The sequence below is a fragment of the Faecalibacterium sp. AM43-5AT genome, from assembly GCF_003603345.1.
Lineage (GTDB): Bacteria > Bacillota > Clostridia > Oscillospirales > Ruminococcaceae > Faecalibacterium > Faecalibacterium taiwanense.
Map to the genome: position 1 here is coordinate 83,981 of NZ_QVGZ01000004.1, position 26,769 is coordinate 110,749.

Sequence of the window (26,769 nt, forward strand, 5' to 3'; positions counted from 1 at the left end):
GCAGGCTCTCTGCCCGCCGTTTGTTGTGAAAAGGGTACGCTTCATCGGGGAAAAGTAGAAAAATAGAACGAATAATCGAAATGCTTTTAAAAATCCGGGGGATATTTGGCAGTGTTTCCATTGCGGCGGATTCAGGATAATGGTATAATAAAAGTGTATGGCATTCTGGAACGGAATGCTGCTTATAAGAGAATCAAAGGAGAAAAAAAATGAATTATCCTGATGTATATTCTGAAATCGATGCAAATGAGATGGTATATATCGTCGGCGGTTCGCCGGATTACATGGGTCTGTTCAATTATCTGATCGGCAATTATCTGCGTGACGCGGTGCTGAGCGATGCGCGCTCTGCGGTGTGGAACAGTGCAAAAAAAGGTTCGCTCACTCCGATGGAGGACTGGATGAAGAATTTCTGGAATATGAACATCTTTGCCAAGACCGGTTATCTTTACGGTGTCTTCCGCCTTGGTGAAACGATTATGGGATATCTGAATAAGTGACATTGAAAATGAAACAGACACAAAAACACAAGAGGCTTCTGATCGCAGGGGGCGTGCTTGCAGTGATGGCTCTTTGTGCTGCAGCATGGTTCGGCTTTACTGCGATGGGAAATGCGCAGTTGGAAGCGGACTCCGCACTGGAGGAACCGGGCAGTTCCAGCGAAAGCGTTGAGAAGGTTACGGTCACAGACGATGAATTGAGTCAGCTGATCAAGGGAGATATCACGCTGGACAGCGTTCTGCAGGATGCGGGCGGAATCGCTTTTGAATCGGATGAAGAGAGCAGCTCTGAAAAGACGGAACAAACTGCCGGGTCGGAGCAGGCGGCATCTTCGCAGCATTCGGCTGCTTCCAGCAAAACAATCGATAAGCCTCAAGCAGAAAGCAGCCCCCAGAAAACACAATCGGCTGCGTCTGCGTCTGCGTCAAGCAAGCCCGCACCTGCAGGATACGAAGAAGAACTCAAGGCACTGATCCGGCAGGTGTATGCGGTCAAGGCGCGTGCGGAAAACGGCTTGAACGCCTGCATTGCGGAATCAAAAGCAGAATACAGGGCGCTTCCGAAAAGTCAGAAAACGCAGACGAGGAAACTTATGATCGTTCTTTCCAAGTCGAGCGAGTTGAATGCGTTGCAGGCTTCCTGTGATAAGGAAATGGACAGCATCGTGAGCCAGATGCGCACAATTCTGCAGGAAAACGGACAGAGCACGGCTTTGGCTGATCAGGTGATGGAAACATATAAGGCCGAGAAGAGCGCACGCTATACGGAACTGAAAAACAAATTTTACAGTTGATTCGAAAAAGCCCATGCCCGTACAAAGATGAAACAATGAGACGACCGGAGGATGGAAAATTTTATGGAAAAACAAACCGAGTATGAGCAGGAGATCGATCTGGTTTCACTGTTCTTCGCTGTTCTGCACAAATACCGGCAGATCTTTGCAGCGGCAGTTGCCTGTGCGGTGCTGTTTGGCGCAGTTGGCATGTTCAAACATGTGCGCAGCCAGAAGGCGGCAGAAGCTGCATCTGAAAATGGTGAAGAGATCGTCCGAACGGCAGAAGAGCAGAAGTATGAAGAGGACATGGTCGAATACCGTGCTGCTCAAACAGCGCACGACAAAAATGTTGCGAGCTACAATCATCAGCTGAAGCAGAATGAAGCGGATCAGGCCCGTGCAGAGTTCGATATTAAAAATGCGCAGGAGTACATTGACAAGTCTGTGCTGAACAGTCTGGATCCGTATAATGTCAATGTGGCAAATGCGGTCTTTTATATTACCACCGATTACAAGATCCTGCCGGGCATGGACTACCAGAACCCGGATTACACCGGCGCGGTGCTCAGCGCTTATTCCAGTCTGCTGACGAGCCACGAAACGATCGGAGCGATCGCGGAGCAGTTCGGGATGGAAGAACGCTATATGCGCGAACTGATCACGGTTTCGGTGGACAGCGGAACCCGACTGCTGACCATCAGTACGGAAGGCAAGGATGCCCAGCAGGCAAATGACATCATGGATGCCATGCTGAAGCGTTTTGCCCAGTTATACGATGTCATTGAGAGTACTGTGGGTGAACATGAGACCACGCAGGTTTCTCTCAGCAGCACCACAACCGTGCTGACCAGTCTGAGAGATCAGCAGCAGAACACCCGTGACAATATGATCCAGCTGCAGAACAATCTGACCGACCTCCAGAGCAATCACGAACTGCTGGAGCAGAGTATCCAGACGGCGGACAAAGATTTTGCGGCAACGGAAAAACCGAAAGATCCGAAGGGTGCGGGCAACTCCGCTGTGAAATATGCTGCGATAGGCTTCCTGCTGGGAGCCGTACTGGTGGCCGGCGCTACTGTATGCAGTTTCCTGGTGGAAGGAAAGGTTTGCGCGGCAGATGAACTGCAAAAATACTGCGGCATCGGGGTGCTTGGCACACTGGCAAACGATGCTTCTCAAAAGGCAAAGGGGCTGGATGCAGCCATCAACAAGCTGGAAAAACGGCCGGACGGCAGTATGAACGGCGCGATGGTCGAGTTGATTGCAGCGACGATTCACAGCCGTGTGCCGCAGGCAGAGAATATCCTGATCACGGGCGACATCTCTGCCCAGCAACTGGCTTCCCTGCGGGATGCGCTGCAGGCGTGCAGCGTGCTGAAAGGAACGACCGTTGCATCGGCTGACAGCATTCTGGTCAGTTCGGCAGCTGTGCAGCAGGCTGCACAGGCGGATGTGATCCTTTTGGCGGCAGACTGCGCCTGCTCCAAGTACCGAACAGTCAGCGCGCAAAATGAGAAGATCCGGGAGCTTGGCAAGGAAGTGCTTGGCTGCATCTTGTATGCATGAGGCGGCGGAGCCAGCTATTGACGAATCGCTCCAAAAACGATATACTATATTCCGGCGGTGCAGCAGTGCCGCCGGATGCCGGGGTGTTGCGCAGTTGGTAGCGCGCCTGCTTTGGGAGCAGGAGGCCGCGAGTTCGAGTCTCGCCACTCCGATATGACAAAAAGCCACGATGAACCGTTCACAAATGCGGTTTTGTCGTGGCTTTATTTGTTGCAAGTCCCCTGAGATCCGGCTGGAAGATGCCTTATTTGTGCGTTACCGTCTCAAAAACCATCCCTGCGCTAAAGGGCAAATGCGCATCCGGCAGCTTTCCGATTTTGTTCTTTTTTTATTTACAAACAGTACCTTGACACCGAAATATCCTTTTTGTAATCTGAAAGAGTATTCTGAATGTAAGTGAATGCCGTCCCGAATCAATACGGTTTTTTCGGGCAGGGCGGCAGGAAGTTTCTCCAGCGAATGTCCTGGGGTGAGCCTCTGCTGCCGCAGGCAGCAGGGCGGGACTGGAGTCCCGGGCTGTTCGCAGAGAAAGCTTCCTGATGGCCTGCCAAGTGAGCGCAAGCTGACGGCAATAGGAAAGGAGCAACTATCAATGGATCATCTGCAGAACGTAATGGGATACTTCGACCAGCAGCAGCCGCTGTGCGCCGAACACGACCGCATCAGCAAGGATCTGTACAAGGAGTTTGGCGTTAAAGCGGGCCTGCGCGACGAAAACGGCAAGGGCGTACTGGCGGGCCTGACCAATATCTCCGATATCCGCGCCTTCCAGTATGTGGACGGGGTGAAAAAGCCTGCCGACGGTCAGCTGCTCTACCGCGGCTACGACGTGAAAGACCTGATCCGCGGGTCGTCCGGCAGCCGCTTTGCCTTTGAGGAAGCGGGCTATCTGCTACTGTTCGGTGAGCTGCCCACGCAGGAAAAGTTGGAAGAGTTCTGCCGCGTGCTGGGCGAGTGCCGCACCATGCCCACCAACTTTACCCGTGATGTGATCATGAAGGCCCCCAGCCACGATATCATGAACTCCATGGCCCGCAGCGTGCTTACACTGGCATCCTACGACCCCAAGGCCGGTGATCTGGAAATTTCCAATGTGCTGCGCCAGAGCATCCAGCTGGCCGGCATCTTCCCCATGCTGGCCGTGTACAGCTACCATGCCTATAACCACTACGAAAAAGACGGCAGCATGTACATCCACCGGCCGGACCCGGAGCTTTCCACCGCAGAGAACTTTTTGCGGATGCTGCGCCCGGATATGAAGTACACCGAGCTGGAAGCCCGCGTGCTGGATGTGGCATTGCTGCTGCACGCCGAGCACGGCGGCGGCAACAACTCCACCTTTACCACCCGCGTGGTCACTTCGTCTGGCACCGATACCTACTCGGCCATGGCGGCTGCCCTGTGTTCTCTCAAAGGCCCGCGCCACGGCGGTGCCAACCTGATGGTGATGCAGATGATGCAGAATATCCGTGAAAACCTGCACGACACCGAGGACGATGAAGAGCTGGAAGCCTACCTGAAAAAGCTGCTGCACGGCGAAGCATTTGACCGCAAGGGCCTGATCTACGGCATGGGCCATGCGGTGTACTCCCTCAGTGACCCCCGTGAGGTGGTATTCAAGGGCTATGTGGAACAGCTGGCCCACGAGAAGGGCCGCGACAAGGACCTTACCCTTTACAACAAGATCGAGCACATGGCCCCGCAGCTGATCGCGGAGGAGCGCAGAATTTTCAAGGGTGTCAGCCCCAATGTGGACTTCTACAGCGGCTTTGTGTACGATATGCTGGGCATCCCCATGGAGCTGTACACGCCGCTGTTCGCCGTGGCCCGCGTGATGGGCTGGAGCGCCCACCGCATTGAAGAGCTGCTCAGCGCAAACAAGATCATCCGCCCGGCCTACAAGAGCCTTGGCGGCACCCACGAATATATCCGCCGCAATGAGCGGGAATAACAGGGAGGATGCATGATGAGCGTGGAACTGAAACATCACCCGGAAGAATGGTTCTTCCTGCACAATTTTGATATCGACAAGGTGTTCAGCACCATCCAGCGGGCGGATTACCTGATCTTATATTACATTAAGATGCAGGCCGAACAGCACCCGGATCGTAAGGTTTATCTGGCTGACCTTGCTGCTGTGATGGGCCTGAAGGTGACAGAGCTTTCCAAGGCCGTTGAAAAGCTGCAGGACAAGGGCTTTGTGGCATGGAAGACCGACCGTGAAGCGGGCCGCACCTATGTGGAGCTTTCCAGCAAGGCTGTGGAGCTGATGGCGGAGGAGCGCGCGTTCATGCAGCGCTGTTATGTCCGCCTGCGTGCAGAACTTGGCGACGAAGAACTGCATCGTGCAGTAAGCACCATGCAGAGCGTGACGGCCATCCTGAAGGATGAACGGGAACACAGCGGCGTATAAAAACAGCCCCAACGAAAAAATGAGATAGACTTCCCCGAAAGGGGTTGCCTATCTCATTTTTTGTTGTAAACTGAGGTTCCCGGATCAACCAATAAATTCTACTGAAAAAAGCCAAAGCGGCTATTTTAAATCGTTTACCGGATCAGGTTCACAAATACCGGGCAGAGCACTGCGGTCAGCACACCGGCCACCGCAATGGAAAGGCCGCTCATGGCACCTTCCACCTCGCCCATCTGCAGGGCTTTGCTGGTGCCCACGGCATGGGCCGAAGTTCCGATGCCCACGCCCTTGGCGATGGGGTCGGTGATGTGGAACATCTTGCACACCGTCTCAGCCAGCAGCGCTCCCACGATGCCGGTAACAATGACGATTGCACCGGTCAGGGCAGCAATGCCGCCCAGCTCAGCGGCCACATCCATGCTGATGGCGGTGGTCACGGATTTGGGCAGCAGGGTGGCATACTGCTCACGGGTCAGGTCCAGCGCCAGTGCCAGCGCCAGTGCGCTGCCAAGGCTCACCAGCGTGCCCACCGCGATACCCGCAATGATGGCGGCGGCGTTCTCTTTCAGCAGGTCGATTTTTTCATACAGCGGAATGGCCAGTGCCACGGTGGCGGGCAGCAGCAGATAGTTCACCGGTGCCGCGCTGACCTTGTAGTCTGCATACGGGATGCTGCACACCGACAGAAAGATGATTACAAAGATGCTGCCCAGCAGCAGCGGGTTAAAAATGGCTTTGCCTGTCACCTTATTGATAAGGGTGCCCAGTGCAAACGCAGCCAGCGTAAGCAGAACGCCCCATGCTGCGGAGCCGGACAAAAAATCATTCAGCAGCTGCGTCATTGTCAGCCTCCTTTTTCTTGCGGCCAGTCAGGGCCTGCGTGGTCTTGCCTGCACTCACCATCACCAGCACAGTGACCGGGATAATGGCAATGAGGATGGGCAGCAGCATCTCGCCCATCTCTGCCCACAGTTCCATCACACCGGCGGCAGCGGGCACGAACAACAGCGGGAAGATGCCTGTGAGATAGGTTCCCACCTCTTTCACATCGTCCAGCTTTACCAGCTTGAAGTTCAGCGCTGCCAGCAGCAGCACCAGACCGTAGACGCTGGCCGGGACTGGCAGCGGCAGCACTACATGAAGGATCTCGCCCAAAAAACAAAACGCAAGAATGCGCGCAAACTGAAAAATATATTTCGTAGTAAAGTTCCCCTTTCCTCGATCAAAAGCGTAAATGGTCACATCAAGGGTAAAGTATACCGCACCTGCCCCAATCCATCAACCGTGATTCTGGATAAGAAACACTGCACATTTTGCCGAGAACTGTGCAAAAAAAAGCGCGCCGGTCAAGCCGGTGCGCTTTTTTGCATGTTATCAGAAATACCGTCAGATCACATAATCATTCCCGGCCTGATCAGGCCGGGCGAGATCGGCCAGCGTGATATTGCCGAAGTAGTTGGAGATCAGATCGTTCAGCCCCTTCCACATCTCGTAGGTGCGGCAGTTTGCCATGCGGGAGCAGGGGGCCGCACTGGGGGTCAGGCAGCTCACCGGTGCAAGGCTGCCCTCGGTCAGCATCAGGATCTCGCCCACGGTGTACTGATCCGGGCTGCGGGTGAGCCGGTAGCCGCCGCCCTTGCCGCGCAAGCCCTCCAGAAAGCCGTTCTGCACCAGCACCTTAAGGATGTTTTCCAGATATTTTTCCGAGATCTCCTGCCGGGCAGCGATCTCCTTGAGAGGGACATATTTTTCAGACTGATGCTCGGAAAGGTCGATCATCACGCGCAGTGCATAGCGCCCTTTGGTGGACACGATCATAATAGTGTACTTCCTTTGTTGGTTATAGATTGAGTTTTTAACCTATTATACAACAGGGTAAATAATATTTCAATCCCACTTTTTTCAAAAAATCCATTGACAACCGCATAGAACGGGTCTATAATACCATCAAGCCCACAAACGATGTCGGTATAAAGGTTTTAGAACCAGGTCGTCCGGCAGGGCACATGTGCCCATAACTGTATCAGGGAGGAAACTACAATGAGCAAGATTTATACTGCCGCAGATCAGCTGATCGGTCATACTCCGTTGCTGGAGCTGACCCACATTGAAAAGGAGCAGGAGCTGCCTGCCCACATCATTGCCAAGTTGGAATACTTCAATCCGGCCGGTTCTGTCAAGGATCGCATCGCCAAAAAGATGATCGATGATGCCGAGGAAAAGGGCCTGCTGAAGGAAGGTTCCGTGATCATTGAGCCTACCTCCGGCAATACTGGCATCGGTCTGGCCGCTGTGGCAGCCGCCAAGGGCTACCGCATCATCATCGTGATGCCCGAGACCATGAGCGTGGAGCGCCGCCAGCTGATGAAGGCTTACGGCGCAGAGCTGGTGCTGAGCGAGGGTGCCAAGGGCATGAAGGGTGCCATTGCCAAGGCCGACGAGCTGGCAAAGGAGATCCCGAATTCCTTCATTCCCGGCCAGTTCGTGAACCCGGCTAACCCTCAGGCCCACATCGAGACCACCGGCCCCGAGATCTGGGAGGACACCGACGGCAAGGTGGATATCTTTGTGGCAGGCGTGGGCACCGGCGGCACCGTGACCGGCGTGGGCCAGTACCTGAAGAGCAAGAACCCGAACGTCAAGGTGGTGGCTGTAGAGCCTGCTTCCTCTCCTGTGCTGAGCAAGGGCACCGCAGGCGCACACAAGATCCAGGGCATCGGCGCGGGCTTTGTGCCGGACGTACTGGACACCAAGGTGTATGACGAAATCATTGCCGTGGAGAACGACGATGCCTTTGCCACCGGCCGTCTGATCGGCCACAAGGAAGGCGTGCTGGTGGGTATCTCCTCCGGTGCTGCTGTTTATGCTGCCCTGCAGCTGGCAAAGCGCCCGGAGAACGCCGGTAAGAACATCGTGGTCCTGCTGCCCGATACCGGCGACCGCTACCTGTCCACCCCGCTGTTTGCAGACTGATCTTTCAAAAAGCTCGCTTCTCCCGTTCTGTGACTTCACAGGGCGGGAGTTTTTTGTTACAATATCCCTATCAAACACTTTGGAGATTTGCCCATGAATTACTATGCTGCCCCCATGGAGGGCCTGACCGACCGGGTGTGGCGGCAGGCACACCAGAAATGGTTCGGCCCTGCTGGCAATGCCGACCGCTACTATGCCCCTTTCATCTCCCCGCCGGAGAACCGGGTGCTCATTAAAAAGAAGATGGCCGAGCTTGCCCCTGCGGCAAACCCCGGTGTACCGGTGATCCCGCAGCTGCTGGCAAAGGACGGCGAACTTGCCGCATGGATGATCGGCGAGCTGCGCGGCCTTGGCTACACCGAGGTGAACCTGAACCTCGGCTGTCCTTCCGGCACCGTCACCGCCAAAGGCAAGGGTTCCGGGATGCTGCGCGACCCCGTCAAGCTGGACGCTTTTCTTGCCGCCGTATTTGCCAATGCGGAAGGGCCTGTCTCGGTCAAGACCCGGCTGGGCGTGGAAAAGCCGGAAGAATTTGCTGCCATTCTGGACATCTATAACCGGTATCCCATCTGTGAGCTGATCATCCACCCGCGTGTGATGCGCCAGCTCTACCGCGGGCAGGCCGACCGTGCCGCTTTTGCTGCCTCCCTGCCCGGGTGCCGGATGCCCGTGTGCTACAACGGCGATGTGACCACCGCTGCGGACCTGCACACGTTGGAAGCGCAGTATCCGCAGCTGTCCGGCATCATGGTGGGGCGCGGCATCATTGCGGACCCGGCGCTCTTCCGTGAAGCACGCGGCGGCGCACCGGCCGCACGGGAAGAGCTGCGCGGATACCTTGACGACCTCTACCACGGATACTCCGAACTGTTCGGCAGCGCCGGGTGCGCGGTGAGCCGCATGAAGGGACACTGGTTCTACCTCATTCACAAGTTTGAGGGGGCCGAAAAGCTGGAAAAGCAGCTGCGCAAGGTGCGGGAACCGTGGGAATATGAGGTCGTCGTAAACCAGATCTTTACGCTGCCGTTCCAGCCGTAACGGTTGGAATGGCCTCCGTTTCGCTCTGGCCCTCTTCAGCGAAAATTTTATTTTATATAGTTGCAATTCAGAAAGATCTGCGGATTTTTCTGAATTGCGTTTTCACCGGAGGAGCTGTAACGGTAAACGGCATCTGCATTCTATTATGAAAAAGCCCCGCCATCATAGCGACGGCGGGGCATGAGCAGACAAGCGATATCAGACGTTCAGATAGCTGCGCAGCATGGCCTGCAGCAGATCGTCACGATCCACCTTGCGGATCATGGAACGGGCATTCTTATAGGTCGTGATGTAGGTGGGGTCTTCGGACAGGATATAGCCCACCAGCTGATTGACCGGATTATAGCCTTTTTCCTTTAAAGCATCGTACACCTGCTGTACGATCTCATGGATCTCATAGTCCTTTTTGTCGTGGATCGAAAAAATAGCGGTCTCGCCACTCACGGAATACACCCCCTTAGGAAGAACTACATTCATTGTACACGAATTGCGAGGAAACTTCAAGCTAAACAGACCGGATTTGCACAGTTTGCATAAAATTTCCGGTCCTGATTTTGCAGGCTGACGGCCTGCACCGCCGCAAATGCGGCAGAAGGAGGGCCTTTATGCTGTATGGCATCGGCTGCGACCTGTGCGAGATCGCGCATCTGGAAAAAAGCCTTACCGGCGCACACGCTGCAACCTTTATCCGCCGGGTGTACGGCGAGGCCGAACGCGCTGCGCTGAGCCTTGACGAACCACTGCCCGCCGGGCGCAGCACCGCCCACCGGCTTGCCAGCGCCGCAGCCAACTTTGCCGCCAAGGAGGCCTTTTTAAAAGCGGCAGGCACCGGCCTGCGGGAGCCGTTCTCCCTGTGTGAGATCGAGGCTGTCCGGCTGGAAAACGGTGCACCTGCCTATCATTTTTCCGGCCAGACGGCGGAATGGATGCAGGCCCATGGCCTTGCCGCCCGGCTCTCTCTGAGCCACGAGGGCGGCATGGCGCTGGCCTTCTGCACACTGGAAACTCTGTAAGCCTTTGTGCATACAATGGAATATCCCCTGCGCTGCATAACCGGCGCGCAGCCGGCTCATACTGAGAGCAGACGAAGATGCGCCGGACGCATCACATAAGCGGGGCGCATCCTCCAAATGCAGGGAGGGAGATTCCATGGAGGTACACAGAGGAGAAGTTTTTTATGCAGATCTTTCGCCGGTGGTGGGGTCGGAGCAGGGCGGCGTGCGCCCGGTACTGATCGTGCAGAACGAGATCGGCAACCGGCACAGCCCTACCGTGATCGCTGCGGCCATTACATCCCGGCTGGACAAAGCCCGCCTGCCCACCCACATCAATATCCGGGCAGCGGATACCGGCCTTGCCAAGGACAGCGTGGTGCTGCTGGAGCAGATCCGCACGCTGGATAAGCACCGCCTGCGGGAGCGGGCCGGGCAGATCACGCCGGAAGATCAGAAACGTGTGGATCAGGCTTTGGATGTAAGCCTGGGGCTTACTTCATATTAAGGGGCTGTTGCAAAACAGCTCTCTGAAAAGATCATGCACAAAACCCGGAACCTTTTTTCGGCCAAAACGGCTCAAAAAGGCTCCGGGTTTCTGGTTTTACGCTGTTTCTTTGTGCAAACTGCGATCGTTTTTTCATTTTCCAGCTTAATTTTTTTGAAAAGGCGCGCGAAGGCTGGTTATTCCCGCCAGAAAATGCTATACTTTTCTGCAGAATGGTTGTGCTGTCGTGTGCAGCATATGTAGGTTTTATGATGATATCGGAGGGCTGATTATATGATCATCCAGAGCAAAAAAGTATGGATCGCCGACCAGTTTATTTCTGCCGCAGTCGAGCTGGAGCAGGGCAAGATCACCGGCATCTTCCCCTATGGTGAAAAGCAGGCCGATGTGGACTATGGCTCCAAGCGCATCGTGCCCGGTTTTATGGATATCCACTGCCATGGTGCCTACGAGTTCGACACCAACGACGCAAAGCCGGAGGGCCTGCGCTACTGGGCAAAGCATATCGTCTCTGAGGGTGTGACCAGCTTTCTGGCCACTACCGTCACCCAGAGCGTGGAGGTGCTGACCAACGCCGTGGCCAATGTGGCCGACGTGATGGAGGGCAGCTACGAAGGTGCCGAGATCCTTGGCATCCACTTTGAAGGCCCCTACCTCGATATGAAGTACAAGGGCGCACAGCCTCCGGAGTACATTGCAAAGCCCAGCGTGGAGCAGTTCAAGCACTACCAGCAGGCAGCACGCGGCCACATCCGCTATGTGACCCTTGCACCGGAACACGACGAAGGGTTTGCACTGACCCATTACCTGACCGAGCACGGCGTGGTGGTCAGCATCGGCCATAGTGCCGCCACCTATGAGCAGGCCGTGATGGCCTATGCCAACGGTGCCCGCTCCATGACCCACGTGTACAACGGCATGTCCCCCTTCGCCCACCGCGCCAACGGTCTGGTGGGCGCAGCCTACCGCATCCGCACCATGTACGGCGAGATCATCTGCGACGGCTGCCACTCCACCCCTGCTGCCCTGAACAACTACTTCATGAGCAAAGGCCCGGATTACGCCATCATGATCTCGGATGCACTGATGGCCAAGGGCACCCCCATTGGCAGCGAGTACATCTTTGGCGGCAACCATATCACCATCTACCCGGACGGCAGCGCCCATCTGGACAACGGCACGCTGGCCGGTTCCACTTTGAACATCAACAAGGGCCTGCGCATTCTGGTGGAGGAGGCCATGGTGCCCTTCAACTATGCACTGAACGCCTGCACCATCAACCCGGCACGCTGCCTGCATCTGGATGACCGCAAGGGTTCCATCCAGATCGGCAAGGATGCCGACCTTGTGGTGCTGGACGACAACTACGATGTGCTGCAGACCTACTGCATGGGCAAGGCCCAGCTGTAATTTCTGGCTGACGCGAACAAAGGATGTGTTAAACCCGTTATGATCCAGATCGCCTTCTGCGACGATGACCAGACAGTTCTGGACCAGCTCTCTGCTCTGCTGGAAAAATATCGCGCCCAGCGCTGTGTCCAGATCCAGTGCACAGCCTTTCACAGCCCGCTGGATCTGCTGGCCGAGATCGAAAAGGGCACCCGGTACGATATCCTGTTTCTGGATGTCATCATGCCGGCCGAAAACGGCATTACCGCCGCCAAGGAGATCCGGCAGTACGATAATGTCGTCAAGATCATCTTTCTCACTTCTTCCGCCGAGTTTGCAGTGGAATCCTATGTGGTGGGTGCCTATTTCTACCAGATCAAGCCCATCTGGGAGGACAGCTTTTTCCGTCTGACGGATTCGGTGATCGCCGAGTGCCGCCGCGCCGACCAGCGCAGCCTGATCCTGCGCTGCAAGACCGGCATCTCCCGCATCGATCTGGACCAGCTGCTCTACTGTGAAGTGCTGGGCCGTACCCTGCTGTTCCATCTGGTGGACGGCACCGTGCTGGAAAGCACCGGCAGCATGGACGAACTGGCCCGCCAGCTGACCCCTCACGAGAGCTTTCTGCGCACGCACCGCTCTTTCCTTGTAAATATGGAGTATATCCAGAACATCTCCACCCGCGCCGTTACCCTGACAAACCTTGCGCAGATCCCCATTCCGCACGGAAAGTCTGCTGAGATCCGGCGGCAGTATCTGGAATATGCCTTCCGCCGAAAGCAGGTGATGATATGAGCACACCCTTTGCAGATGCGCTTTCGCTGTGCAACCTTGCCTCGGTGGGTATTTTCGGCATCGTGCTGTCCGCCGCGTTCTGTGAGCTGGAATGGACCCGCCAGCGCAAGCTCCTGCTTGCGGGATGCACCGTGCTGATGCTGGCGCTGCAGGGCGTTGTGAGCCTGCGGTGGAGCACCAGCTTTGCCCGGTATCTCTACCCGGTCATTACCCACCTGCCGCTGGTCATACTGCTGGTCGCCATGACCCGCAAGGTGCTCTGGTCACTGATCGCCGTGCTGACAGCCTACCTGTGCTGCCAGCTGCGGCGCTGGGCCGCACTGCTGGTCATTGCGCTGTTCCCGACAGGCGGCACCGCGCTGCAGGATGCCACCGAGCTGGTCGTCACCCTGCCGCTGCTGCTGGCACTGGTGCACTGGATCGCGCCTTCGGTGCGCGCGCTGTCGCACTCTTCGCTCAAGCTGCAGCTGCAGTTCGGCGTGATCCCGCTGCTGAGCTATGTCTTTGACTACTTTACCCGCATTTATACCGATCTGCTCTCCAGCGGCAATCAGGCTGCAGTGGAGTTCATGCCCTTTGTGTGTAGTCTGGCCTATCTGGCCTTTGTGCTGCAGACCACGCAGGAGCAGAAGCGGCGCAGCCAGCTGGAGCAGACCCAGAATAGCCTGAACCTGCAGGTAGCGCAGGCTGTGCGCGAGATCGATGCCCTGCGGGAAAGCCAACGCAAGGCCAGCACCTACCGCCACGACCTGCGCCATCATTTACAGTACATTTCCGCCTGCATCGAAAATGGCCGTGCCGAAGCCGCGCAGGAGTACATCCACAGCGTGTGCGCAGAGATCGAAGCCAGCAAGGTGAACGTCTACTGTGAAAATGAGGCCGCAAACCTCATTCTCTCGGCCTTTGCAACCCGCGCGCAGAACAGCGGCATCGACTTCCGAGTGCATGCCGCCATCCCGCTGGTGCTGCCTTTGCCGGACAGCGACCTGTGTGTGCTGCTTTCCAACGCGCTGGAAAATGCCCTGCACGCCGGGCAGCGCCAGCGCGAGGCTGGAAAGCCCGCTGTTGTGGAGACCACCGCCTACCAAAAGGACGGCAGACTGTTTTTACAGATCGCAAACTCCTGCAGCTTCCCGGTGCAGTTCTGTGCCGAGGGCATCCCCACCACCAGCCAGCCCGGCCACGGCCTTGGCGTGCGCAGCATCTGCGCCATTGTGGAGCAGTATGGCGGCATGTACAGCTTTTCGCAGCAGCAGGACCAGTTTGTGCTGCGCATCTCTCTGTAAAAGGTCGATTCAATGCATTTTATTGGCGACTCGTGCCAATTGCACCAGTCGGCACTGCTTTTGCGCTATAGTAAGCTCAGACGGTTCTACTGCCGTCTGAGCTTATTTTTTTCAGGGAGGGTCTTCTATGGCATTTCTGCTCATCCCGGTCATTTTGCTGGCCGTGGTCTGGCTCAGCTACATCTGCCGCCGTCTCAGCGAGTTGAACGAGAATGTCAACACTGCCATGAACCAGATCGGCCTGCAGCTTTCTTCCCGCTTCCGTGCTTTGGAAGCCCTGCTGGAACTGGCCCGCACCCACGGCCTTTCGGCCCAGCTGGTGCTGCTGCCGCCCTCCATCAATGCCCTGTCCACACCGGCGCAGGTGCTGGAACAGGAGCAGCATCTTGCACAGGCCATGTCCTACATCACCATTGCGGCCGAGAACCACCCTTCCCTGAAAGCAGACCCCGCCTACCAGCGCTGCATGGAAGCGGCCAACTGCTACAGTCGGATGGTCTATACCAGCAGCCTGATCTACAACGATTCCGTCACCCGGCTCAACTGTGCACTGGAGCAAAAGCGCCTTGGCCTGCTGGCCGGTCTGCTGGGCATTGCCCCGCGGGAATACCTGCAGTTTGCACCGGATGCACCGGTGGCCTGTCCTGTTCAGCACTCGCAGCCTTTTCGGCGGGAACCCGCATAAAACTTCTTCTTCATCGTAAAAGCCCGGCACCTCGGTCCGCTTGAAGGTGGAATAAAATCACAGGGCGCATTCGTTCCACCCTTAATACGCAAAACACCCCTCGGCTTCCGCAGCAGGAAACCGAGGGGTATTTGTTATGCTTTATTTGTGTTATTTGTGTCGGTTCAAGCCCTTACGCGATCACTTGCGGGGATTCTTGATGGCAGCCCTGGGCGGGTGATAAAATTGCAGAGCGTTCGCACGTACTTACATCTGGTACAATGCCACCATCAGCGGCATCGTGACGATACACAGTAGGGTCGTTACCACATTGATCGCGCTGGCGTAGTCTGCATCTTTGCCGTACACCTGCGCCATCTGGGTCAGTGTGGACGCGGACGGCGTGCAGATGGCAAGCAGTGTAACCAGCAATATTGTTCTGCCCTCCGGCACTAGTGCTGCAAGGCCGCTGTATTTCAACAGTACGATTCCTATCAGCGGGATGCCCACCAGACGCAGCAGCGTGATCCACCATAGTCTGTGATAGCTTAGCAGTTTTTTCAGGTCCATTTCTGCGATCAGCATACCGAGTATCAGCATTCCCATTGGACCAACCATACTGCTGATTGAATCCACCGCATCCTGCACAGGTGCAGGCAACTGGATCCGCAGCAGGAACAGCAGCACCCCAGCAAAAATGGCGATCATGTTGATATTGGTCAGAATCTTTTTCAGGTCGATTCCTTTTTCTCCGCAGAGCTTCATTTTAGCATGGCTCCACAGCAGAAAAAGCTGCACCGAAAGAAATGCGCTGGTGTAAATGACCCATTCCTTGCCCAGAATGGCCGTCACAATGGGAATAATAAGGTTCCCTGCGTTGGAATAGATCAGCGAGGTCTCCTCTACACCATCCAGTTTCAGCACCTTGCCCAGAAAGCCAACCACCACGATCAGCACCAGATGCAGCAGCGCTGACGCAGCCAGTGCCAGCAGCAGACCGTTCAGAATCTCGGGCTGATACTCCACCTGAAACGACGAGATGATCACACATGGCATGACCAGATACAGTGAGATCATGGAGAGCACCTTGCTGTCCTGACTGCGGACGATGCCGCAGCGCACCAGCACAATGCCCAGAGCCATGACCAAAAACAGCGAAAGGATCTTTTTTGCCAGAATCAAGCTTATCATATCGATATTCCTTTGCGGCAGCTGTTGTACGTACTGCACTCTCACACAAAAAAATCAAGTGCAGTATTTTTCTTGTTGTTTTGAAAAATACTGCACCGATCTTTTTTATTTGATTAGTCCTCGGCGGGAAGTTCCAGATCCTGTCCGTTGGAAGCGATCACCTTTTTGTAATACTCGAAGGAATCTTTCTTCCGACGCTGCAGGGTTCCGTTGCCCTGATTATCCTTATCCACATAGATAAAGCCATACCGTTTTTCCATCTCGCCAGTGCCGGCACTCACGATATCGATGGGTCCCCACCAAGTGTAGCCGAAGATATCACAGCCGTCAGCCACAGCCTGCTGCAAAGCTTCGATGTGCTTTTTGAGGTACTCCATGCGGGCAGTATCGCGGATGCGGCCATCCGGGTCAATGGTGTCTGCCGTTCCAAGGCCGTTTTCAGCAATGAACATGGGCTTCTGGTAGCGGTCATACAGTTCGTTGCAGACGAATCGAAGACCCACCGGGTCGATAGGCCAGCCCCACTTGGATTTTTCCAGATAGGGATTGTCCGCACCTACGTGACCGCCCGTATTGGAGCGGATCTTCATGCCGGCAATGTGGGTAGAGGTCATGTAGTAACTGAAAGCCAGATAGTCGTTGGTGTTCTGTGCAATCAGCTCAGAATCGCCCGGCTCCATCTGCACCTGTACGCCCAGCTCTTCCCACTTGCGATCGATGTAAGAGGGGTAACGGCCGCGCAGCATCACATCCGAGAAGAACAGCGAACGCTGACGAAGCTGATAGGTTTCCATCACATCCTCCGGGCGGCAGGTATTGGGATATGCCGTGCTCAAAGACAGCATGCAGCCGATCTTTGCACCCGGTATCATCTCATGGCAGGATTTGACAGCCAGTGCATTGGCCACAAACATATTGTGTGCAGCCTGATACTGCCGCTGCGGTGCATTGTCATCATCTGCCACCACCATGCCGGCTGCCAGATAAGGCAGCTTGAGGGTGTTGTTGATTTCATTGAAAGTCATCCAGTACTTGACCTGATCCTTGTAGCGCTCAAACAGCACCTTGCAGTAGCGCTCAAAAAAGCCGACCAGCTTGCGGTTGTCCCAGCCGCCGTACTTTTTGACCAGCGCCAGCGGAGTCTCAAAGTGAGAGATCGTGATCACCGGTTCAATGCCCCAGCGGTGCAATTCCCGGAACATATCCTCGTAGTAGGTCAGACCCTTCTCGTTTGGCTCGGCATCGTCGCCGTTCGGGAAAATGCGACTCCATGCAATGGAGGTGCGCAGACATTTCATGCCCATCTCGCCAAACATGGCAATATCTTCTTTGTAGTGATGATAGAAGTCGATCGCTTCATGAGAGGGATAGACGTGCCCCTCATGCAGTTCCAGCGCCGGATCCAGCTTGATGAAACGATCTTTGCCGGTCTCCAACAGGTCGCAGATCTCTAAGCCCTTTCCATCTTCCAGATAAGCGCCCTCGCACTGGTTTGCCGCCAGTGCGCCGCCCCATAAGAAGTTTTTTGCAAAGGTTTTCACAGCAGTTCTCCTTTTATCAGTTCTGAGCGGCCTGCTCTACTTCTGCCTGCTTATTGGCAACGATCATGAAGGGGATATACACCAGCGTTGCCAGTGCCAGACCAATAATCTGCACCACAACACCCTGCCAGCCGTGGCCAATCAGTGCACTCAGCAGCACGGGCGTACCAAAGGCAACGTCAACGGTGTTGCAGGGCATAAAGCCAATCGTGCTTGCAAACAGTGCAGTACCGGAGCACAGCATAACAGAGAGGATGGAGGGAATCAGCATGGTGGTGTTCAAAACCAGAGGCAGGCCAAAGACCATGGGCTCGCTGATGCCGAACAGTGCGGGGCCAATGGCAACTTTGGCAACAGCGCGATAATCTTCACGCTTAGACACCAGGAAGATGGCCAGACAGACGGGCAGAGAAACCGGCAGAGCCACAAATGCGACCCAGAAGCCGTAGGTGATGGGAGAGGACGGAGTCTGACCAGCAGCAACAGCGGCAACGTTTGCAGCCAGAGCAGCAGCTAAGAACGGGTCACGCACAGGCTTGATGATCAGGTCACCATGGATACCCAGGAACCAGAATGCACGGCAGACCAGAATGATGATGAACAGACCGGCAGGACTCTGGAATGCATTCTCCAGAGGATGCTGGATGGTGGTGTAGATCCAGTCGGTCAGGTACTGGCCGCTGATCTGACGGAATGCGTAACCGCCAACGGAAACGCCCAACAGGGTGAGCACGATGGGGATCAGAGCGTTGAAAGAAGTAGTGATAGCAGTGGGAACAGATGCCGGCATCTTGATCTTGAGCTTATCGAAGGTCATCAGGAAGGCGAACAGCTGGCTTGCCAGAATGGCGATCAGCATACCCACGAACAGACCCTGAGACCCCAATGCTGCACCGGGCAGGCCACTGGCGGTGCCAGTCTTGTCGTCCACCACTACAGAGACGATCTGCGGGCAGATGGTCAGATAGGAAGCCAGCGCCATAATAGCGGAGATGTGCTCTGGCACATTGTTCTTCTTGCCCAGCTTGAGGCCGATCAGGAACACGATGGGCAGGGTCATGCAAGACAGCGTTGCAAAGTTTGCAGCGGTAAAGATAGGCTTCAGTGCTTCCAGTGCGGGGACCCACTTGGCAAGGCCGGTAGTGGTGCTGCACAGGATGGTGTTGAACAGGTTCATGAACGAGCCAACGATAACGAACGGCATGTAGATGGTGAACGAATCCTTGATTGCACCAAGGAACTTGTTTTCGTCCACTTTTTCGGCCACCAGGCTCATGCCATCAACGAACTTGTCGCTAAATTTACTCATGTTTTTTCTCCTCCAAAAGGGATTTTCCAAACAACTCAGCCGTTGTTCACCAGATCCTCGGCCTGCTTCAGAATGGCAGCACCGTTGCAGCGGCCATAGGCCAGTGCATCAATGACCGCCACCGGTGCACTGTCACCCACAGTTGCCTTGACCTTGCGCTGCAGATGGCGCACCTGCGGGCCCAGCAGCAGCACATCAAAGTTGCCAACGTTCTCCGCAATCTTGTTCTGATCCACAGCCCAGATCTCATAGTCCTTGCCCTGCTCCTTTGCAGCGTCCTTCATCTTCTGGACGACGACGCTCGTGGACATTCCCAAACAGCAAGCCAGCATGATTTTCATAACGATTCTTCCTTTCTTGTGTTCCGTGTTTATTTATGATTCTGCTTATAGAGTTCAATGAACTCTTCTGCAAAATCGATGGACATGATTGCCATGGTCAGGTGATCCTCTGCGTGGATCAGCACGATGTTCAGTTCCACGCTCCTGCCCTGAGCTTCGCTCTGCAGCATATCGTTCTGTACATCGTGCGCCTTGGCCATCTGCTCTCTTGCTTCGGCCAGATTTTTTTCGGCCTGTTCAAAATTGCCGTTGCGGGCCTCCTCGATTGCCATCAGTGCCAGCGATTTTGCATCACCAGCGCAGGCGATAATTTCAAATGCAACTTCGTACTTCTCGTCATCAACCATTTTCTTGTTCCTCCAGTCCTTGTTCTTTTTGTCTCAGCAGCCCCAACAGGACCTCGAACCGGCGCTCTGCGATCAATTTGCAGATGCAGGCTTCATCGACCATAAGCTGCGCAACAACCTGATAGAATTTTTGCAGTTTTGCGGTGGCATCGTCCGCGATGGACACCAGAAATACCACCTGTACCTTTGCTTCGCCCCACTGCACGGGCTTGTCCAGAATGGCAAGGCAGACGAAGGTATCTTTGCTGACTGCCTTCCACGGATGCGGCATTGCCACCAGCCCACCAAACGAAGTGGCGGCCAGCGATTCCCGCTTTTTCACGAGCTGTAAAAAATCATCCGGCAGCTTTTTTTTGCCGCACACGAACCGGCACATCTGTTCCAGTACCTGCTCCCGTGTTTCGCAGTTGAGATGTGGCAGAAATAGCTCCGGGCTGAAATATTCTTCCACAGTCCCCTTTTTGCCCTGCATCAAGAGCTTTTTCATCTGGGTCAGTTCTTTTTCGGTGGGGAAGAACTGGATCTGTCGGATGGGCACCGGGACATAAATGGGAATAGGCACCGTGGAAAACACATAGTCGATCTTACTGAAGTTCACGCTCCGCAGCCCGATCACGTCACAGGTCTGTACCCGGCCCAAATTCTTGCCGAATTTCTGCTGGTAGCGGTAAGCCAGCAGCTGGGCGCTGCCTTTGCCGCTGGCGCAGACGATCAGGATGTTTTTAGGTGCCCACTCTTTGGCCTTCTGCCGTTCCAGTGCCAGCGCAAAGCTGACGGCGATATAACCGATCTCGTCCTCCTTGATGGGGTTCGGGCTGATGTCTTGCAACACGCTGCACGCCTGTGTGGCCATCTCGTAGGCCAGCGGATACTCCCGCTTGATATCCTGCAGGATCGGGTTCTTCATCCGCATCCCACTCTTGATCCGCGCCAGCAAGGGCACCATGTGCATGCACAGGCCCATGCGCAGTTCCAGATTGTCCCGGAAGTCGATGCGGAACGCCTCGTAGATTTGCTCGATCATATCCGATACGATGCGGTTGACCTCCTGCGGAATCACCAAATTTTCATCCGAGGTCATTGCGTTTGCCCGGTACATCTGTTTGCCGTTCAGATGCATAGCAATGTAGCAGACCTCCGGCAGTGGAAAAGCCACGCCCGTCATGTTTTCGATCTGCACGGCGATGTGGCTGGCCACTTCTAGGATCCGCTCCGGAAGGTCCGCCTGCATACCATCCGAGCTTTCTATCGCGTGCCCTGTGCGGATGCGCTCCACTGCGACCTCAAGGTGGACCGCCAGATTATCCAGCGCCATCGTGGACATGGCGAATTTTTCTTTTTCCAGCACCCGGCTGACCAGCTCCTGTATCTGCTGCCCGACCGGGCGGCTCTCGTCCCGCTGCGCCGCAATGCAGATCCTACGGTTCGTCTCACGGCCTACCACGCAGATGCCGTAGCCCGGTTTGCGGCGGATGCTCAGCCCGTATTCCGCCAGCTGCCGCTCCACTTCGCGCAGATCGTTGGAGATTGACCGCCGCGACACAAAAAACTGCTCGCTTAGATCATCCAGCTTGGAATAGCCATCCTTTTCCAGCAGATACTGTCTCAGCCGCTGTATCCGCTCCTGCGCGTCCTGCGGGATGCCGGTCTGTTCTCCCTGCTGTGGTTTGCTGCCCGACACATACATCTGTGCATCCGTGATCTCAATGCCGAACCCCCTGCCGGGTTTGGCTGTGATGCAAAAGCCATTTTCCTGCATTTCCTTTGCGTAGGTCTTAATCAGGCTCCGCACTGTTTTGCCGCTGAGTTTCAGTTGTGCGGCCAGTTCATCCGCCGTCATAGGGCCACTTTGGTCCAGTATTTCAGCGATCGTCCAGATCCGCTCGTCCATCTTTTCACCTCCCCGGCCTGTTGATTAGCACATTTATTTTCTTATCGCTGTTAAAATTATAGCATTTTTGCTCAATTCGTTCCACGTCCAGAATTTCCACATCCACTCCGGAAATTGTTGCATGTATATTTTACCGTTTGGATATTCTGCCAGTCAACACAAAAACCGCCCCGGCTTCCGTTGCGGAAACCGGGGCGGTTCGTTTGCTTTATGGGTTTTTATTCGCGCTTTTCAAGCGCCCACACCATCACTTGCGGGGATTTTTGATGGCAGCCTGAGCGGCAGCCAAAATTACAGGGCGTTCGGAGTAACGACACATCGCGGTTTTCAATTTTTCAATTGATCTCAAGCTCTTTCATCAACTCCGCACGGCTCTTTTCATCTTCGAAAGCCCTCTTTACATCGTCAATGCGATTCTGGTCAAGGAGCTTCTTTACCAGTAAAGCCATTTTGTTTTCTCCGCGGCTCTCGCCTTTCACGATGCCTTTTTCAATGCCTCTGTTTTCCACTTTATCAAGCACATCACACATATTGCGTGGGCCTCCTTTCCTGTCATCGGTACTGGTATTGTATGCGTCTTCAAATCGGTGATCATACCATTAAACTCATTCAGGAACTCACCTCCGAGATTAACGAAATCGAAGATTCCATTCAGCAGATCATGGATGAACTGAACCCGCCGATTCTTTCGATTCCGGGCATAGGAGTAAACTCCGCCGCTGTGATCCTCGCAGAAATCGGGGATTTCTCCAATTTCAGTTCTCCTGACAAGATTCTTGCTTATGTTGGCTGCTCTCCATCTACATACCAGTCCGGAAAACTCACAAACTGTTACGCTCACATGGAAAAACGTGGCTCTCGCTACCTGCGACATGCCCTTTACAACGCAACCAAGTATGTCTGCCATTGGAACCCAGTCTTTGCTAAATATCTTGCCAAAAAACGTGCTGAAGGGAAGCACTACAATATTGCCTTATCCCATGCCATGAAGAAACTCGTGCGGCTGATCTATGCCTTGCAGAAATCCGGCAAGGCATATCTTGCAGCTGCCTGATTTTCTCCTGAGCCTGAGCTAGATCCAAGAACAACTTAGCTGGCGCAGCGAACCCTTGACGAACCGAAGCATTCAAATGCTATCCTGTTCGTGCGAGGGCTGGCTGGGCTTGCTTTGCTGTTCTCTCCGTCGCCCTCGCTGCTCTGATTTCAGCATTTGAATGCTGTTTGTCAGGGGCAGCGGTCGGCAGACGGATTTTTTCATTTTGGGTCTTGACTTTTAATAGTTAGTCTCCGTTTTCTTTTCAACGCACTTCGCTGATGTGACGCATCATACACCCGTTACGCATAAAACGCAAGCGTATATGAAAACATAGTGTCAATATTCATGTTTGAATGAAATATATTCACACTTGCTCCGTGCAGCGCCCCACTTGCCCGCCTTGGGGCAGCGCCGGATGCCGTTTGGCACCCGGGTCGTGCGCAGCCAATTTGCCCGCTCTGCCGCACTTTGTCCCATTCAGGATCCGGCAAAGCAAAAAGCCCCTGTTCTCCATTGCATGAGAACAGAGGCTTTTTCCGCTCTGCATTCCATTTTGCGGCAGTCCCCCGATGGGCGGACTGCCCCGCCGGGACTTACTTCATGGGCAGCTCACCCTTGGACTCCTGTGCCCAGTGCTCCACCACCATCTTGGGCGCGTACACAAAAATCGTGCGCATCTCGGTGTCACCGGTGTTCTTCAGTTCATGGCGCTGCATGGGGGGCAGATAGATCACATCATCCGACTTGATGGGCACCGGCTCTCCGTCAATGATCATCTCACCGGTGCCGGACAGGATGATGTAGGTTTCCTCGGTCTCATGGGCATGTTCCGGCACACCGCCGCCGGGATGGACATTTGCGGTACCCACCACATAGTGCTCTGCCTGCAGGGGGCTGTCCACACCCACCAGAACGCGGGTACGGCGGCCTGCCGGGAACTCGGTGCCTTCGATATCCTGATAAATGCTGATCTTATGGATCTCTGCCATGGTGTTTTTCCTCCCTTTATACTGCAAGGCTCTGCTGGAACACTGCAGACAGAAACGGGCGCTCCCCCTTCTGTGCGGTGCCAGCTTCGAGCTTTTCCAGAATTTCTTTGCGTGCCGCGGTCGCTTCGATGGTGACCAGCTGCTTTTCGGGGTCCACTGCTGTCACCGTGCCTTTGACATAAACGGTATCGTTCAGCAGCACTGCACTGCTGAAGTGCACCTTCTGGTACGCCGTACAGGACGCATCCCCGCACAGTCTGTTCAGGACCGGCCCAACCAGACCCACCGTAAGCATCCCATGGGCAATGCGGCTGTGGTAGCTCATCGTTGCGCCAAATGCTGCACTGACGTGCTGAGGTGCATAGTCGCCGCTCAGCATCGCAAACATCATCACGTCTGCCTCGGTCACGGTCTTTGCCGCATAGGCGGTATCCCCGACCCGAATTTCCTGTATGCACTTTGCAGTGACCGACTTATCCTGCGTCAACGCTCCTCGCCTCCTCTGCACATCCGGACATCCTCCACCGACTCGCCCTGCATCACAAGCTCACCGGCGGCGTTGTAGGCGGTCAGCTCCACGCGGACCTGCCCTTTTTCTTCGTCGATCTCCCTGACCTCGGCGCGGGTCGTAAGGGTGTCGCCCACCTGCATCGGCTTTCTTACCGAAAAACGGCGTTCCACCGGGCAGGAGGAGGGACGGAGCAGACGGTTTACTGCGCCGCCCATCATGCTGGCGATCAGCATGGGCGGGACCAGACGCATTTTGTAGCTGCTGTGCTGTCCGTAGGTCTCGTTCAGGTACAGCGGGTTCATGTCGCCGCTCACTCCGGCAAACAATGTCACGTCCGAGGCGCTCACCGTTTTGGGAAACAGCGCAAAATCGCCCACATGCAGTATTTTAGGGGGATAGCTCATTTCCATCGTGTTCCGCCTCCTTTCAGTGCACCTGCATCAGTTCCCGCACATAGCCGTCTGCAACCATTTCATCGTTCTGGTTGTACACAGTCGTGCGGACATAGACATATTTCTTTTCGAGCACCTTTCTGGTCACTTCCCCCACCACGGTGATGGTGTCGCCCACATAGACAGGCTTATAAAAGGTCAGCTCCTGATCAATGGTCACGGCACCGGGGCTGGCGATCTCGGTGGACACCGGCCAGGTATAGCTTGCCAGCAGTTCACTCTGCACGGCACAGCGCCCTGCAGATGTCGCTGCGGCAAACTCGGCATTGGTGCTCAGCGGCTGGCTGTCGCCGGTGATGCCGGCAAACAGCGTGACATCCGCCTCGGAAATGGTCTTGGAATAATACGCCTTCTGTCCCATGGGGATGGACTGGACGTTTTTTTCCTTTTCGTTCAATTCCAATGTTGACAAAATCAGCACCTCCCATCACTCCGGCAGCAGTGCCGCAAACTCCACCGCATGTTCCGGTGAAAATGTTTTTTCTCCCGCTGCGATCTCGCGGACCAGCCGGACAGCTGTATCATTGAAAGGGGTCGGCACCCCGCGTTCCAGTCCTGTGCGGCAGACAAAGCCGTTCAGCGCTCCGATCTCGCAGGGGCGTTTTTTCTGCAGGTCCAGCAGCATACTGGGAACGGCAGGCGCATTCCGTGCAAACAGCTCCGGCATCTTCGCAAGCACCTGCTGTTCTTCCCGCAGGGTAGAAAATGCAAGCTCGGCGGGGTAATCGTACCCTTGCACCGGTTCAAACTTCACCCCGGCGGCATGTCCCACCGCGATACACTCCCGCAGCAGATACAGCGCGATCCGACGCCAGCGCGCATCTTCCAACACAGCACCGCATTTTCCGCCCAGAATGCTTGCCGGGCAGCTGAGTGCCGCATTGATGAGCAGCTTGCTCCAGCGCAGACCCAGCAGATCTTCCACCGGCTCTGCCGGGCAGAACCGTTCCAGCAGTGCCTTTACCGGGTCCAGCCTCCGGGGATCTGTGCCGGGCAGCGATCCGATCTTGAAATGCAGCGAGCTTTCCGGCGGCGAGAGCCGTGCCTGCCCTGCCCCGATGCGTACCGCGTTCCATGTGACCACACCGCCCGCCACCCGGTCTGCACCAAGCGCTGCTGCCAGTTCCGGTTCCGGGATGCCGTTCTGCAAGGCGCACACGATCCCATCCGGAGCCAGATGCTCTGCCAGCCGGGGCAGCGCCGCCGTGTTTGCCATCTGCTTTGTCAGCAGAAGGATCACGTCATAGCGTCCGGACATCTGCTGCGGTGTGCACGCCTTTACCGGAACTGTCCACTCCCGCAGACCCGTGATGCGTGCCCCGCTGCGGTTCAGTGCATCCACATGCTCCTGATCGCGGGACACAAGCTCTACATCGGCCCCGCTGCGGGTCAGCGCCGCGCCAAGCACTGTTCCCAGCGCCCCGGCACCGTACACCGCCGCCCGCATCGCCTATTACAGGCGGCGGATATGGAATCCGCCGTCCACATCAATGTAGTTGCCGGTGGTGTAAACAAAATCGTCATCGCATACCAGACGCGCGACCTTGCCCAGATCCTCCGGGGTGCCCCAGCGTGCAATGGGGAACTGCCCCTCGGCGATGAGGCGGGTGTACTTTTCGTGCACCACCTTGGTCATGTCCGTGTCAATGACGCCGGGGCGCAGCTCGTGCACCATGATGCCCTCCGCCGCCAGACGGTCGGCATAGCAGGTGGTCAGCATCATCAGGCCGGACTTTGCCACACAGTACTCCACACGGTTCGTAGAAGATACGGTGGCAGATGCCGAGCCAATGTTGATGATGGTTCCCCGTTTCGGCTCTTTTTCCGGGTCCCACGGCTGCTTGAGCATCTGATTTGCCACCAGCTGGGTCATAAACATGGTGCCCTTGAGCACGGTGCCCACCACAAAATCAAAGCTTTCTTCGGTGGTCTCCAGCATGTCCAGCCGGATCTTGGGGGCCACGCCTGCATTGTTGACCAGCACGTCGATCTCGCCAAAACGCTCGACCACAGCCTTCACAAAGCTCTCGCGGTCTGCAGCAGTACGGGTGTCGCCCTTCTGGTACAGATATTCCGCCCCGGCAGCTTCCAGCTTTGCCATGTTCTCTTTGTAATCCGGACGGCTGGGATCTTCCAGATCATTCACGTCCAGAATCGCGATGTTATAGCCATGCTTTGCAAGCTCCAGTGCAATGCCAAACCCAATGCCGCGGCTTCCGCCGGTCACGATTGCAGTCTTTCTCATCATTCAATCCTCCTGT

30 protein-coding genes, 1 tRNA gene and 1 pseudogene are annotated in these 26,769 nt (G+C 55.5%); 15 read left to right on the forward strand and 17 right to left on the reverse strand.

Annotation, left to right across the window (positions count from 1 at the left end; all coding sequences use genetic code 11):
• Window positions 1–209 precede the first annotated feature (209 nt).
• The 6 genes from DW937_RS06845 to DW937_RS06870 all read left to right on the forward strand — a co-directional run bounded on the left by DW937_RS06845 (window position 210) and on the right by DW937_RS06870 (window position 5,255).
• A complete protein-coding gene (locus tag DW937_RS06845) occupies window positions 210–500 on the forward strand; it encodes a hypothetical protein (RefSeq protein WP_118526657.1) in 291 nt (96 codons plus the stop codon).
• 8 nt (window positions 501–508) lie between these two features.
• A complete protein-coding gene (locus DW937_RS06850) occupies window positions 509–1,294 on the forward strand; it encodes a hypothetical protein (protein ID WP_120120512.1) in 786 nt (261 codons plus the stop codon).
• Window positions 1,295–1,357: 63 nt separating this feature from the next.
• Window positions 1,358–2,842, forward strand: coding sequence for a hypothetical protein (locus DW937_RS06855; protein ID WP_133300968.1), 1,485 nt, complete (start codon window positions 1,358–1,360; stop codon window positions 2,840–2,842).
• Window positions 2,843–2,921: 79 nt separating this feature from the next.
• A tRNA-Pro gene (locus DW937_RS06860) sits at window positions 2,922–2,994 on the forward strand.
• A 440-nt stretch (window positions 2,995–3,434) separates the two neighbouring features.
• Window positions 3,435–4,793: a citrate/2-methylcitrate synthase gene (locus DW937_RS06865; RefSeq protein ID WP_120120513.1), complete on the forward strand. Its 1,359-nt coding sequence runs from the start codon at window positions 3,435–3,437 to the stop codon at window positions 4,791–4,793.
• Between the two features lie 12 nt (window positions 4,794–4,805).
• Window positions 4,806–5,255 carry a winged helix DNA-binding protein gene (locus tag DW937_RS06870; protein WP_120120514.1) on the forward strand — a complete coding sequence of 150 codons (450 nt, stop codon included), beginning with the start codon at window positions 4,806–4,808 and terminating at the stop codon, window positions 5,253–5,255.
• 134 nt (window positions 5,256–5,389) lie between these two features.
• On the opposite strand, the gene DW937_RS06875 is transcribed toward DW937_RS06870, so the two are convergent.
• The 3 genes from DW937_RS06875 to DW937_RS06885 form a co-directional block, all read right to left on the reverse strand.
• Complete coding sequence (locus DW937_RS06875; RefSeq protein WP_120120515.1) at window positions 5,390–6,097, reverse strand: LrgB family protein; 708 nt, start codon at window positions 6,095–6,097, stop codon at window positions 5,390–5,392.
• Window positions 6,078–6,410 carry a CidA/LrgA family protein gene (locus DW937_RS06880; protein WP_243111439.1) on the reverse strand — a complete coding sequence of 111 codons (333 nt, stop codon included), beginning with the start codon at window positions 6,408–6,410 and terminating at the stop codon, window positions 6,078–6,080. Before DW937_RS06880 ends, DW937_RS06875 begins: the two co-directional genes overlap by 20 nt.
• Before the next feature lie 231 nt (window positions 6,411–6,641).
• Window positions 6,642–7,073, reverse strand: coding sequence for an RrF2 family transcriptional regulator (locus DW937_RS06885; RefSeq protein ID WP_120120517.1), 432 nt, complete (start codon window positions 7,071–7,073; stop codon window positions 6,642–6,644).
• A 222-nt stretch (window positions 7,074–7,295) separates the two neighbouring features.
• Between DW937_RS06885 and cysK the strand changes: the two genes are divergently transcribed.
• Together cysK and DW937_RS06895 are read left to right on the forward strand one after the other, a co-directional pair.
• Window positions 7,296–8,228, forward strand: a complete 933-nt coding sequence (gene cysK / locus DW937_RS06890; protein ID WP_005942619.1) for a cysteine synthase A — start codon at window positions 7,296–7,298, stop codon at window positions 8,226–8,228.
• A 93-nt stretch (window positions 8,229–8,321) separates the two neighbouring features.
• Window positions 8,322–9,266, forward strand: coding sequence for a tRNA-dihydrouridine synthase family protein (locus DW937_RS06895; protein WP_120120518.1), 945 nt, complete (start codon window positions 8,322–8,324; stop codon window positions 9,264–9,266).
• A 198-nt stretch (window positions 9,267–9,464) separates the two neighbouring features.
• On the opposite strand, the gene DW937_RS06900 is transcribed toward DW937_RS06895, so the two are convergent.
• A complete protein-coding gene (locus tag DW937_RS06900) occupies window positions 9,465–9,710 on the reverse strand; it encodes an IreB family regulatory phosphoprotein (protein ID WP_097774456.1) in 246 nt (81 codons plus the stop codon).
• A gap of 161 nt (window positions 9,711–9,871) precedes the next feature.
• Between DW937_RS06900 and DW937_RS06905 the strand changes: the two genes are divergently transcribed.
• The 6 genes from DW937_RS06905 to DW937_RS06930 all read left to right on the forward strand — a co-directional run bounded on the left by DW937_RS06905 (window position 9,872) and on the right by DW937_RS06930 (window position 14,921).
• A complete protein-coding gene (locus DW937_RS06905; protein WP_120120519.1) occupies window positions 9,872–10,279 on the forward strand; it encodes a 4'-phosphopantetheinyl transferase superfamily protein in 408 nt (135 codons plus the stop codon).
• A gap of 136 nt (window positions 10,280–10,415) precedes the next feature.
• Window positions 10,416–10,766 carry a type II toxin-antitoxin system PemK/MazF family toxin gene (locus DW937_RS06910; RefSeq protein ID WP_005942608.1) on the forward strand — a complete coding sequence of 117 codons (351 nt, stop codon included), beginning with the start codon at window positions 10,416–10,418 and terminating at the stop codon, window positions 10,764–10,766.
• A gap of 273 nt (window positions 10,767–11,039) precedes the next feature.
• Entirely contained in the window at window positions 11,040–12,176 is a 1,137-nt protein-coding gene (nagA, locus tag DW937_RS06915; protein WP_097777211.1) for an N-acetylglucosamine-6-phosphate deacetylase, read from the forward strand.
• Between the two features lie 39 nt (window positions 12,177–12,215).
• The gene (locus DW937_RS06920) at window positions 12,216–12,950 is read left to right on the forward strand and encodes a LytTR family DNA-binding domain-containing protein (protein WP_120120520.1); all 735 of its coding nucleotides are present in this window, start codon (window positions 12,216–12,218) and stop codon (window positions 12,948–12,950) included.
• Window positions 12,947–14,236 carry a sensor histidine kinase gene (locus DW937_RS06925; RefSeq protein WP_120120521.1) on the forward strand — a complete coding sequence of 430 codons (1,290 nt, stop codon included), beginning with the start codon at window positions 12,947–12,949 and terminating at the stop codon, window positions 14,234–14,236. Before DW937_RS06920 ends, DW937_RS06925 begins: the two co-directional genes overlap by 4 nt.
• 127 nt (window positions 14,237–14,363) lie before the next feature.
• Window positions 14,364–14,921: a LemA family protein gene (locus tag DW937_RS06930; RefSeq protein ID WP_120120522.1), complete on the forward strand. Its 558-nt coding sequence runs from the start codon at window positions 14,364–14,366 to the stop codon at window positions 14,919–14,921.
• A gap of 246 nt (window positions 14,922–15,167) precedes the next feature.
• On the opposite strand, the gene DW937_RS06935 is transcribed toward DW937_RS06930, so the two are convergent.
• From DW937_RS06935 to DW937_RS06965, 7 genes are all read right to left on the reverse strand, one after another.
• Entirely contained in the window at window positions 15,168–16,091 is a 924-nt protein-coding gene (locus tag DW937_RS06935) for an AEC family transporter (RefSeq protein WP_118526633.1), read from the reverse strand.
• Window positions 16,092–16,204: 113 nt separating this feature from the next.
• Complete coding sequence (locus DW937_RS06940) at window positions 16,205–17,632, reverse strand: 6-phospho-beta-glucosidase (RefSeq protein WP_097777206.1); 1,428 nt, start codon at window positions 17,630–17,632, stop codon at window positions 16,205–16,207.
• 16 nt (window positions 17,633–17,648) lie between these two features.
• Window positions 17,649–18,941 (reverse strand): PTS transporter subunit EIIC, encoded by a 1,293-nt coding sequence (locus DW937_RS06945; RefSeq protein ID WP_120120523.1) that lies wholly within the window; start codon window positions 18,939–18,941, stop codon window positions 17,649–17,651.
• A 35-nt stretch (window positions 18,942–18,976) separates the two neighbouring features.
• Window positions 18,977–19,282 carry a PTS sugar transporter subunit IIB gene (locus DW937_RS06950; protein WP_097777204.1) on the reverse strand — a complete coding sequence of 102 codons (306 nt, stop codon included), beginning with the start codon at window positions 19,280–19,282 and terminating at the stop codon, window positions 18,977–18,979.
• Between the two features lie 29 nt (window positions 19,283–19,311).
• Window positions 19,312–19,629 (reverse strand): PTS lactose/cellobiose transporter subunit IIA, encoded by a 318-nt coding sequence (locus DW937_RS06955; RefSeq protein ID WP_097777203.1) that lies wholly within the window; start codon window positions 19,627–19,629, stop codon window positions 19,312–19,314.
• Entirely contained in the window at window positions 19,622–21,520 is a 1,899-nt protein-coding gene (locus DW937_RS06960; RefSeq protein ID WP_118526627.1) for a PRD domain-containing protein, read from the reverse strand. The genes DW937_RS06955 and DW937_RS06960 overlap by 8 nt, the downstream gene beginning before the upstream one ends.
• A gap of 335 nt (window positions 21,521–21,855) precedes the next feature.
• Entirely contained in the window at window positions 21,856–22,050 is a 195-nt protein-coding gene (locus DW937_RS06965; RefSeq protein WP_120120524.1) for a hypothetical protein, read from the reverse strand.
• A 62-nt stretch (window positions 22,051–22,112) separates the two neighbouring features.
• On the opposite strand from DW937_RS06965, the pseudogene DW937_RS06970 reads away from it, so the two are divergent.
• Window positions 22,113–22,574 (forward strand): annotated as a pseudogene (locus DW937_RS06970) (transposase); the annotation flags it as partial.
• A 575-nt stretch (window positions 22,575–23,149) separates the two neighbouring features.
• On the opposite strand, the gene DW937_RS06975 reads toward DW937_RS06970, so the two are convergent.
• Genes DW937_RS06975 through DW937_RS07000 form a run of 6 tightly spaced genes read right to left on the reverse strand, consistent with a single transcriptional unit; the run spans window position 23,150 to window position 26,753 of the window.
• Complete coding sequence (locus DW937_RS06975; RefSeq protein ID WP_242959194.1) at window positions 23,150–23,545, reverse strand: dimethylsulfonioproprionate lyase family protein; 396 nt, start codon at window positions 23,543–23,545, stop codon at window positions 23,150–23,152.
• Window positions 23,546–23,561: 16 nt separating this feature from the next.
• Complete coding sequence (locus tag DW937_RS06980) at window positions 23,562–24,032, reverse strand: MaoC/PaaZ C-terminal domain-containing protein (protein WP_120120525.1); 471 nt, start codon at window positions 24,030–24,032, stop codon at window positions 23,562–23,564.
• Entirely contained in the window at window positions 24,029–24,466 is a 438-nt protein-coding gene (locus DW937_RS06985; RefSeq protein WP_120120526.1) for a MaoC/PaaZ C-terminal domain-containing protein, read from the reverse strand. Before DW937_RS06985 ends, DW937_RS06980 begins: the two co-directional genes overlap by 4 nt.
• 16 nt (window positions 24,467–24,482) lie before the next feature.
• Window positions 24,483–24,920 carry a MaoC family dehydratase gene (locus tag DW937_RS06990; RefSeq protein WP_133300969.1) on the reverse strand — a complete coding sequence of 146 codons (438 nt, stop codon included), beginning with the start codon at window positions 24,918–24,920 and terminating at the stop codon, window positions 24,483–24,485.
• 15 nt (window positions 24,921–24,935) lie between these two features.
• Window positions 24,936–25,943, reverse strand: a complete 1,008-nt coding sequence (locus DW937_RS06995; RefSeq protein ID WP_165852909.1) for a 2-dehydropantoate 2-reductase — start codon at window positions 25,941–25,943, stop codon at window positions 24,936–24,938.
• 18 nt (window positions 25,944–25,961) lie between these two features.
• Window positions 25,962–26,753: a 3-ketoacyl-ACP reductase gene (locus tag DW937_RS07000; protein WP_097777196.1), complete on the reverse strand. Its 792-nt coding sequence runs from the start codon at window positions 26,751–26,753 to the stop codon at window positions 25,962–25,964.
• Window positions 26,754–26,769: the final 16 nt, after the last annotated feature.

Excerpts from the sequence above, each read along its gene's own strand:
- DW937_RS06845 (WP_118526657.1), top strand. The coding sequence starts at position 210 with ATGAATTATCCTGATGTATATTCTGAAATCGATGCAAATGAGATGGTA.
- DW937_RS06850 (WP_120120512.1), top strand. The coding sequence starts at position 509 with ATGAAACAGACACAAAAACACAAGAGGCTTCTGATCGCAGGGGGCGTG.
- DW937_RS06855 (WP_133300968.1), top strand. The coding sequence starts at position 1,358 with ATGGAAAAACAAACCGAGTATGAGCAGGAGATCGATCTGGTTTCACTG.
- DW937_RS06865 (WP_120120513.1), top strand. The coding sequence starts at position 3,435 with ATGGATCATCTGCAGAACGTAATGGGATACTTCGACCAGCAGCAGCCG.
- DW937_RS06870 (WP_120120514.1), top strand. The coding sequence starts at position 4,806 with ATGATGAGCGTGGAACTGAAACATCACCCGGAAGAATGGTTCTTCCTG.
- DW937_RS06875 (WP_120120515.1), bottom strand. The coding sequence starts at position 6,097 with ATGACGCAGCTGCTGAATGATTTTTTGTCCGGCTCCGCAGCATGGGGC.
- DW937_RS06885 (WP_120120517.1), bottom strand. The coding sequence starts at position 7,073 with ATGATCGTGTCCACCAAAGGGCGCTATGCACTGCGCGTGATGATCGAC.
- cysK (WP_005942619.1), top strand. The coding sequence starts at position 7,296 with ATGAGCAAGATTTATACTGCCGCAGATCAGCTGATCGGTCATACTCCG.
- DW937_RS06895 (WP_120120518.1), top strand. The coding sequence starts at position 8,322 with ATGAATTACTATGCTGCCCCCATGGAGGGCCTGACCGACCGGGTGTGG.
- DW937_RS06905 (WP_120120519.1), top strand. The coding sequence starts at position 9,872 with ATGCTGTATGGCATCGGCTGCGACCTGTGCGAGATCGCGCATCTGGAA.
- DW937_RS06910 (WP_005942608.1), top strand. The coding sequence starts at position 10,416 with ATGGAGGTACACAGAGGAGAAGTTTTTTATGCAGATCTTTCGCCGGTG.
- nagA (WP_097777211.1), top strand. The coding sequence starts at position 11,040 with ATGATCATCCAGAGCAAAAAAGTATGGATCGCCGACCAGTTTATTTCT.
- DW937_RS06920 (WP_120120520.1), top strand. The coding sequence starts at position 12,216 with ATGATCCAGATCGCCTTCTGCGACGATGACCAGACAGTTCTGGACCAG.
- DW937_RS06925 (WP_120120521.1), top strand. The coding sequence starts at position 12,947 with ATGAGCACACCCTTTGCAGATGCGCTTTCGCTGTGCAACCTTGCCTCG.
- DW937_RS06930 (WP_120120522.1), top strand. The coding sequence starts at position 14,364 with ATGGCATTTCTGCTCATCCCGGTCATTTTGCTGGCCGTGGTCTGGCTC.
- DW937_RS06935 (WP_118526633.1), bottom strand. The coding sequence starts at position 16,091 with ATGATAAGCTTGATTCTGGCAAAAAAGATCCTTTCGCTGTTTTTGGTC.
- DW937_RS06945 (WP_120120523.1), bottom strand. The coding sequence starts at position 18,941 with ATGAGTAAATTTAGCGACAAGTTCGTTGATGGCATGAGCCTGGTGGCC.
- DW937_RS06950 (WP_097777204.1), bottom strand. The coding sequence starts at position 19,282 with ATGAAAATCATGCTGGCTTGCTGTTTGGGAATGTCCACGAGCGTCGTC.
- DW937_RS06955 (WP_097777203.1), bottom strand. The coding sequence starts at position 19,629 with ATGGTTGATGACGAGAAGTACGAAGTTGCATTTGAAATTATCGCCTGC.
- DW937_RS06960 (WP_118526627.1), bottom strand. The coding sequence starts at position 21,520 with ATGGACGAGCGGATCTGGACGATCGCTGAAATACTGGACCAAAGTGGC.
- DW937_RS06965 (WP_120120524.1), bottom strand. The coding sequence starts at position 22,050 with ATGTGTGATGTGCTTGATAAAGTGGAAAACAGAGGCATTGAAAAAGGC.
- DW937_RS06975 (WP_242959194.1), bottom strand. The coding sequence starts at position 23,545 with ATGGCAGAGATCCATAAGATCAGCATTTATCAGGATATCGAAGGCACC.
- DW937_RS06985 (WP_120120526.1), bottom strand. The coding sequence starts at position 24,466 with ATGGAAATGAGCTATCCCCCTAAAATACTGCATGTGGGCGATTTTGCG.
- DW937_RS07000 (WP_097777196.1), bottom strand. The coding sequence starts at position 26,753 with ATGAGAAAGACTGCAATCGTGACCGGCGGAAGCCGCGGCATTGGGTTT.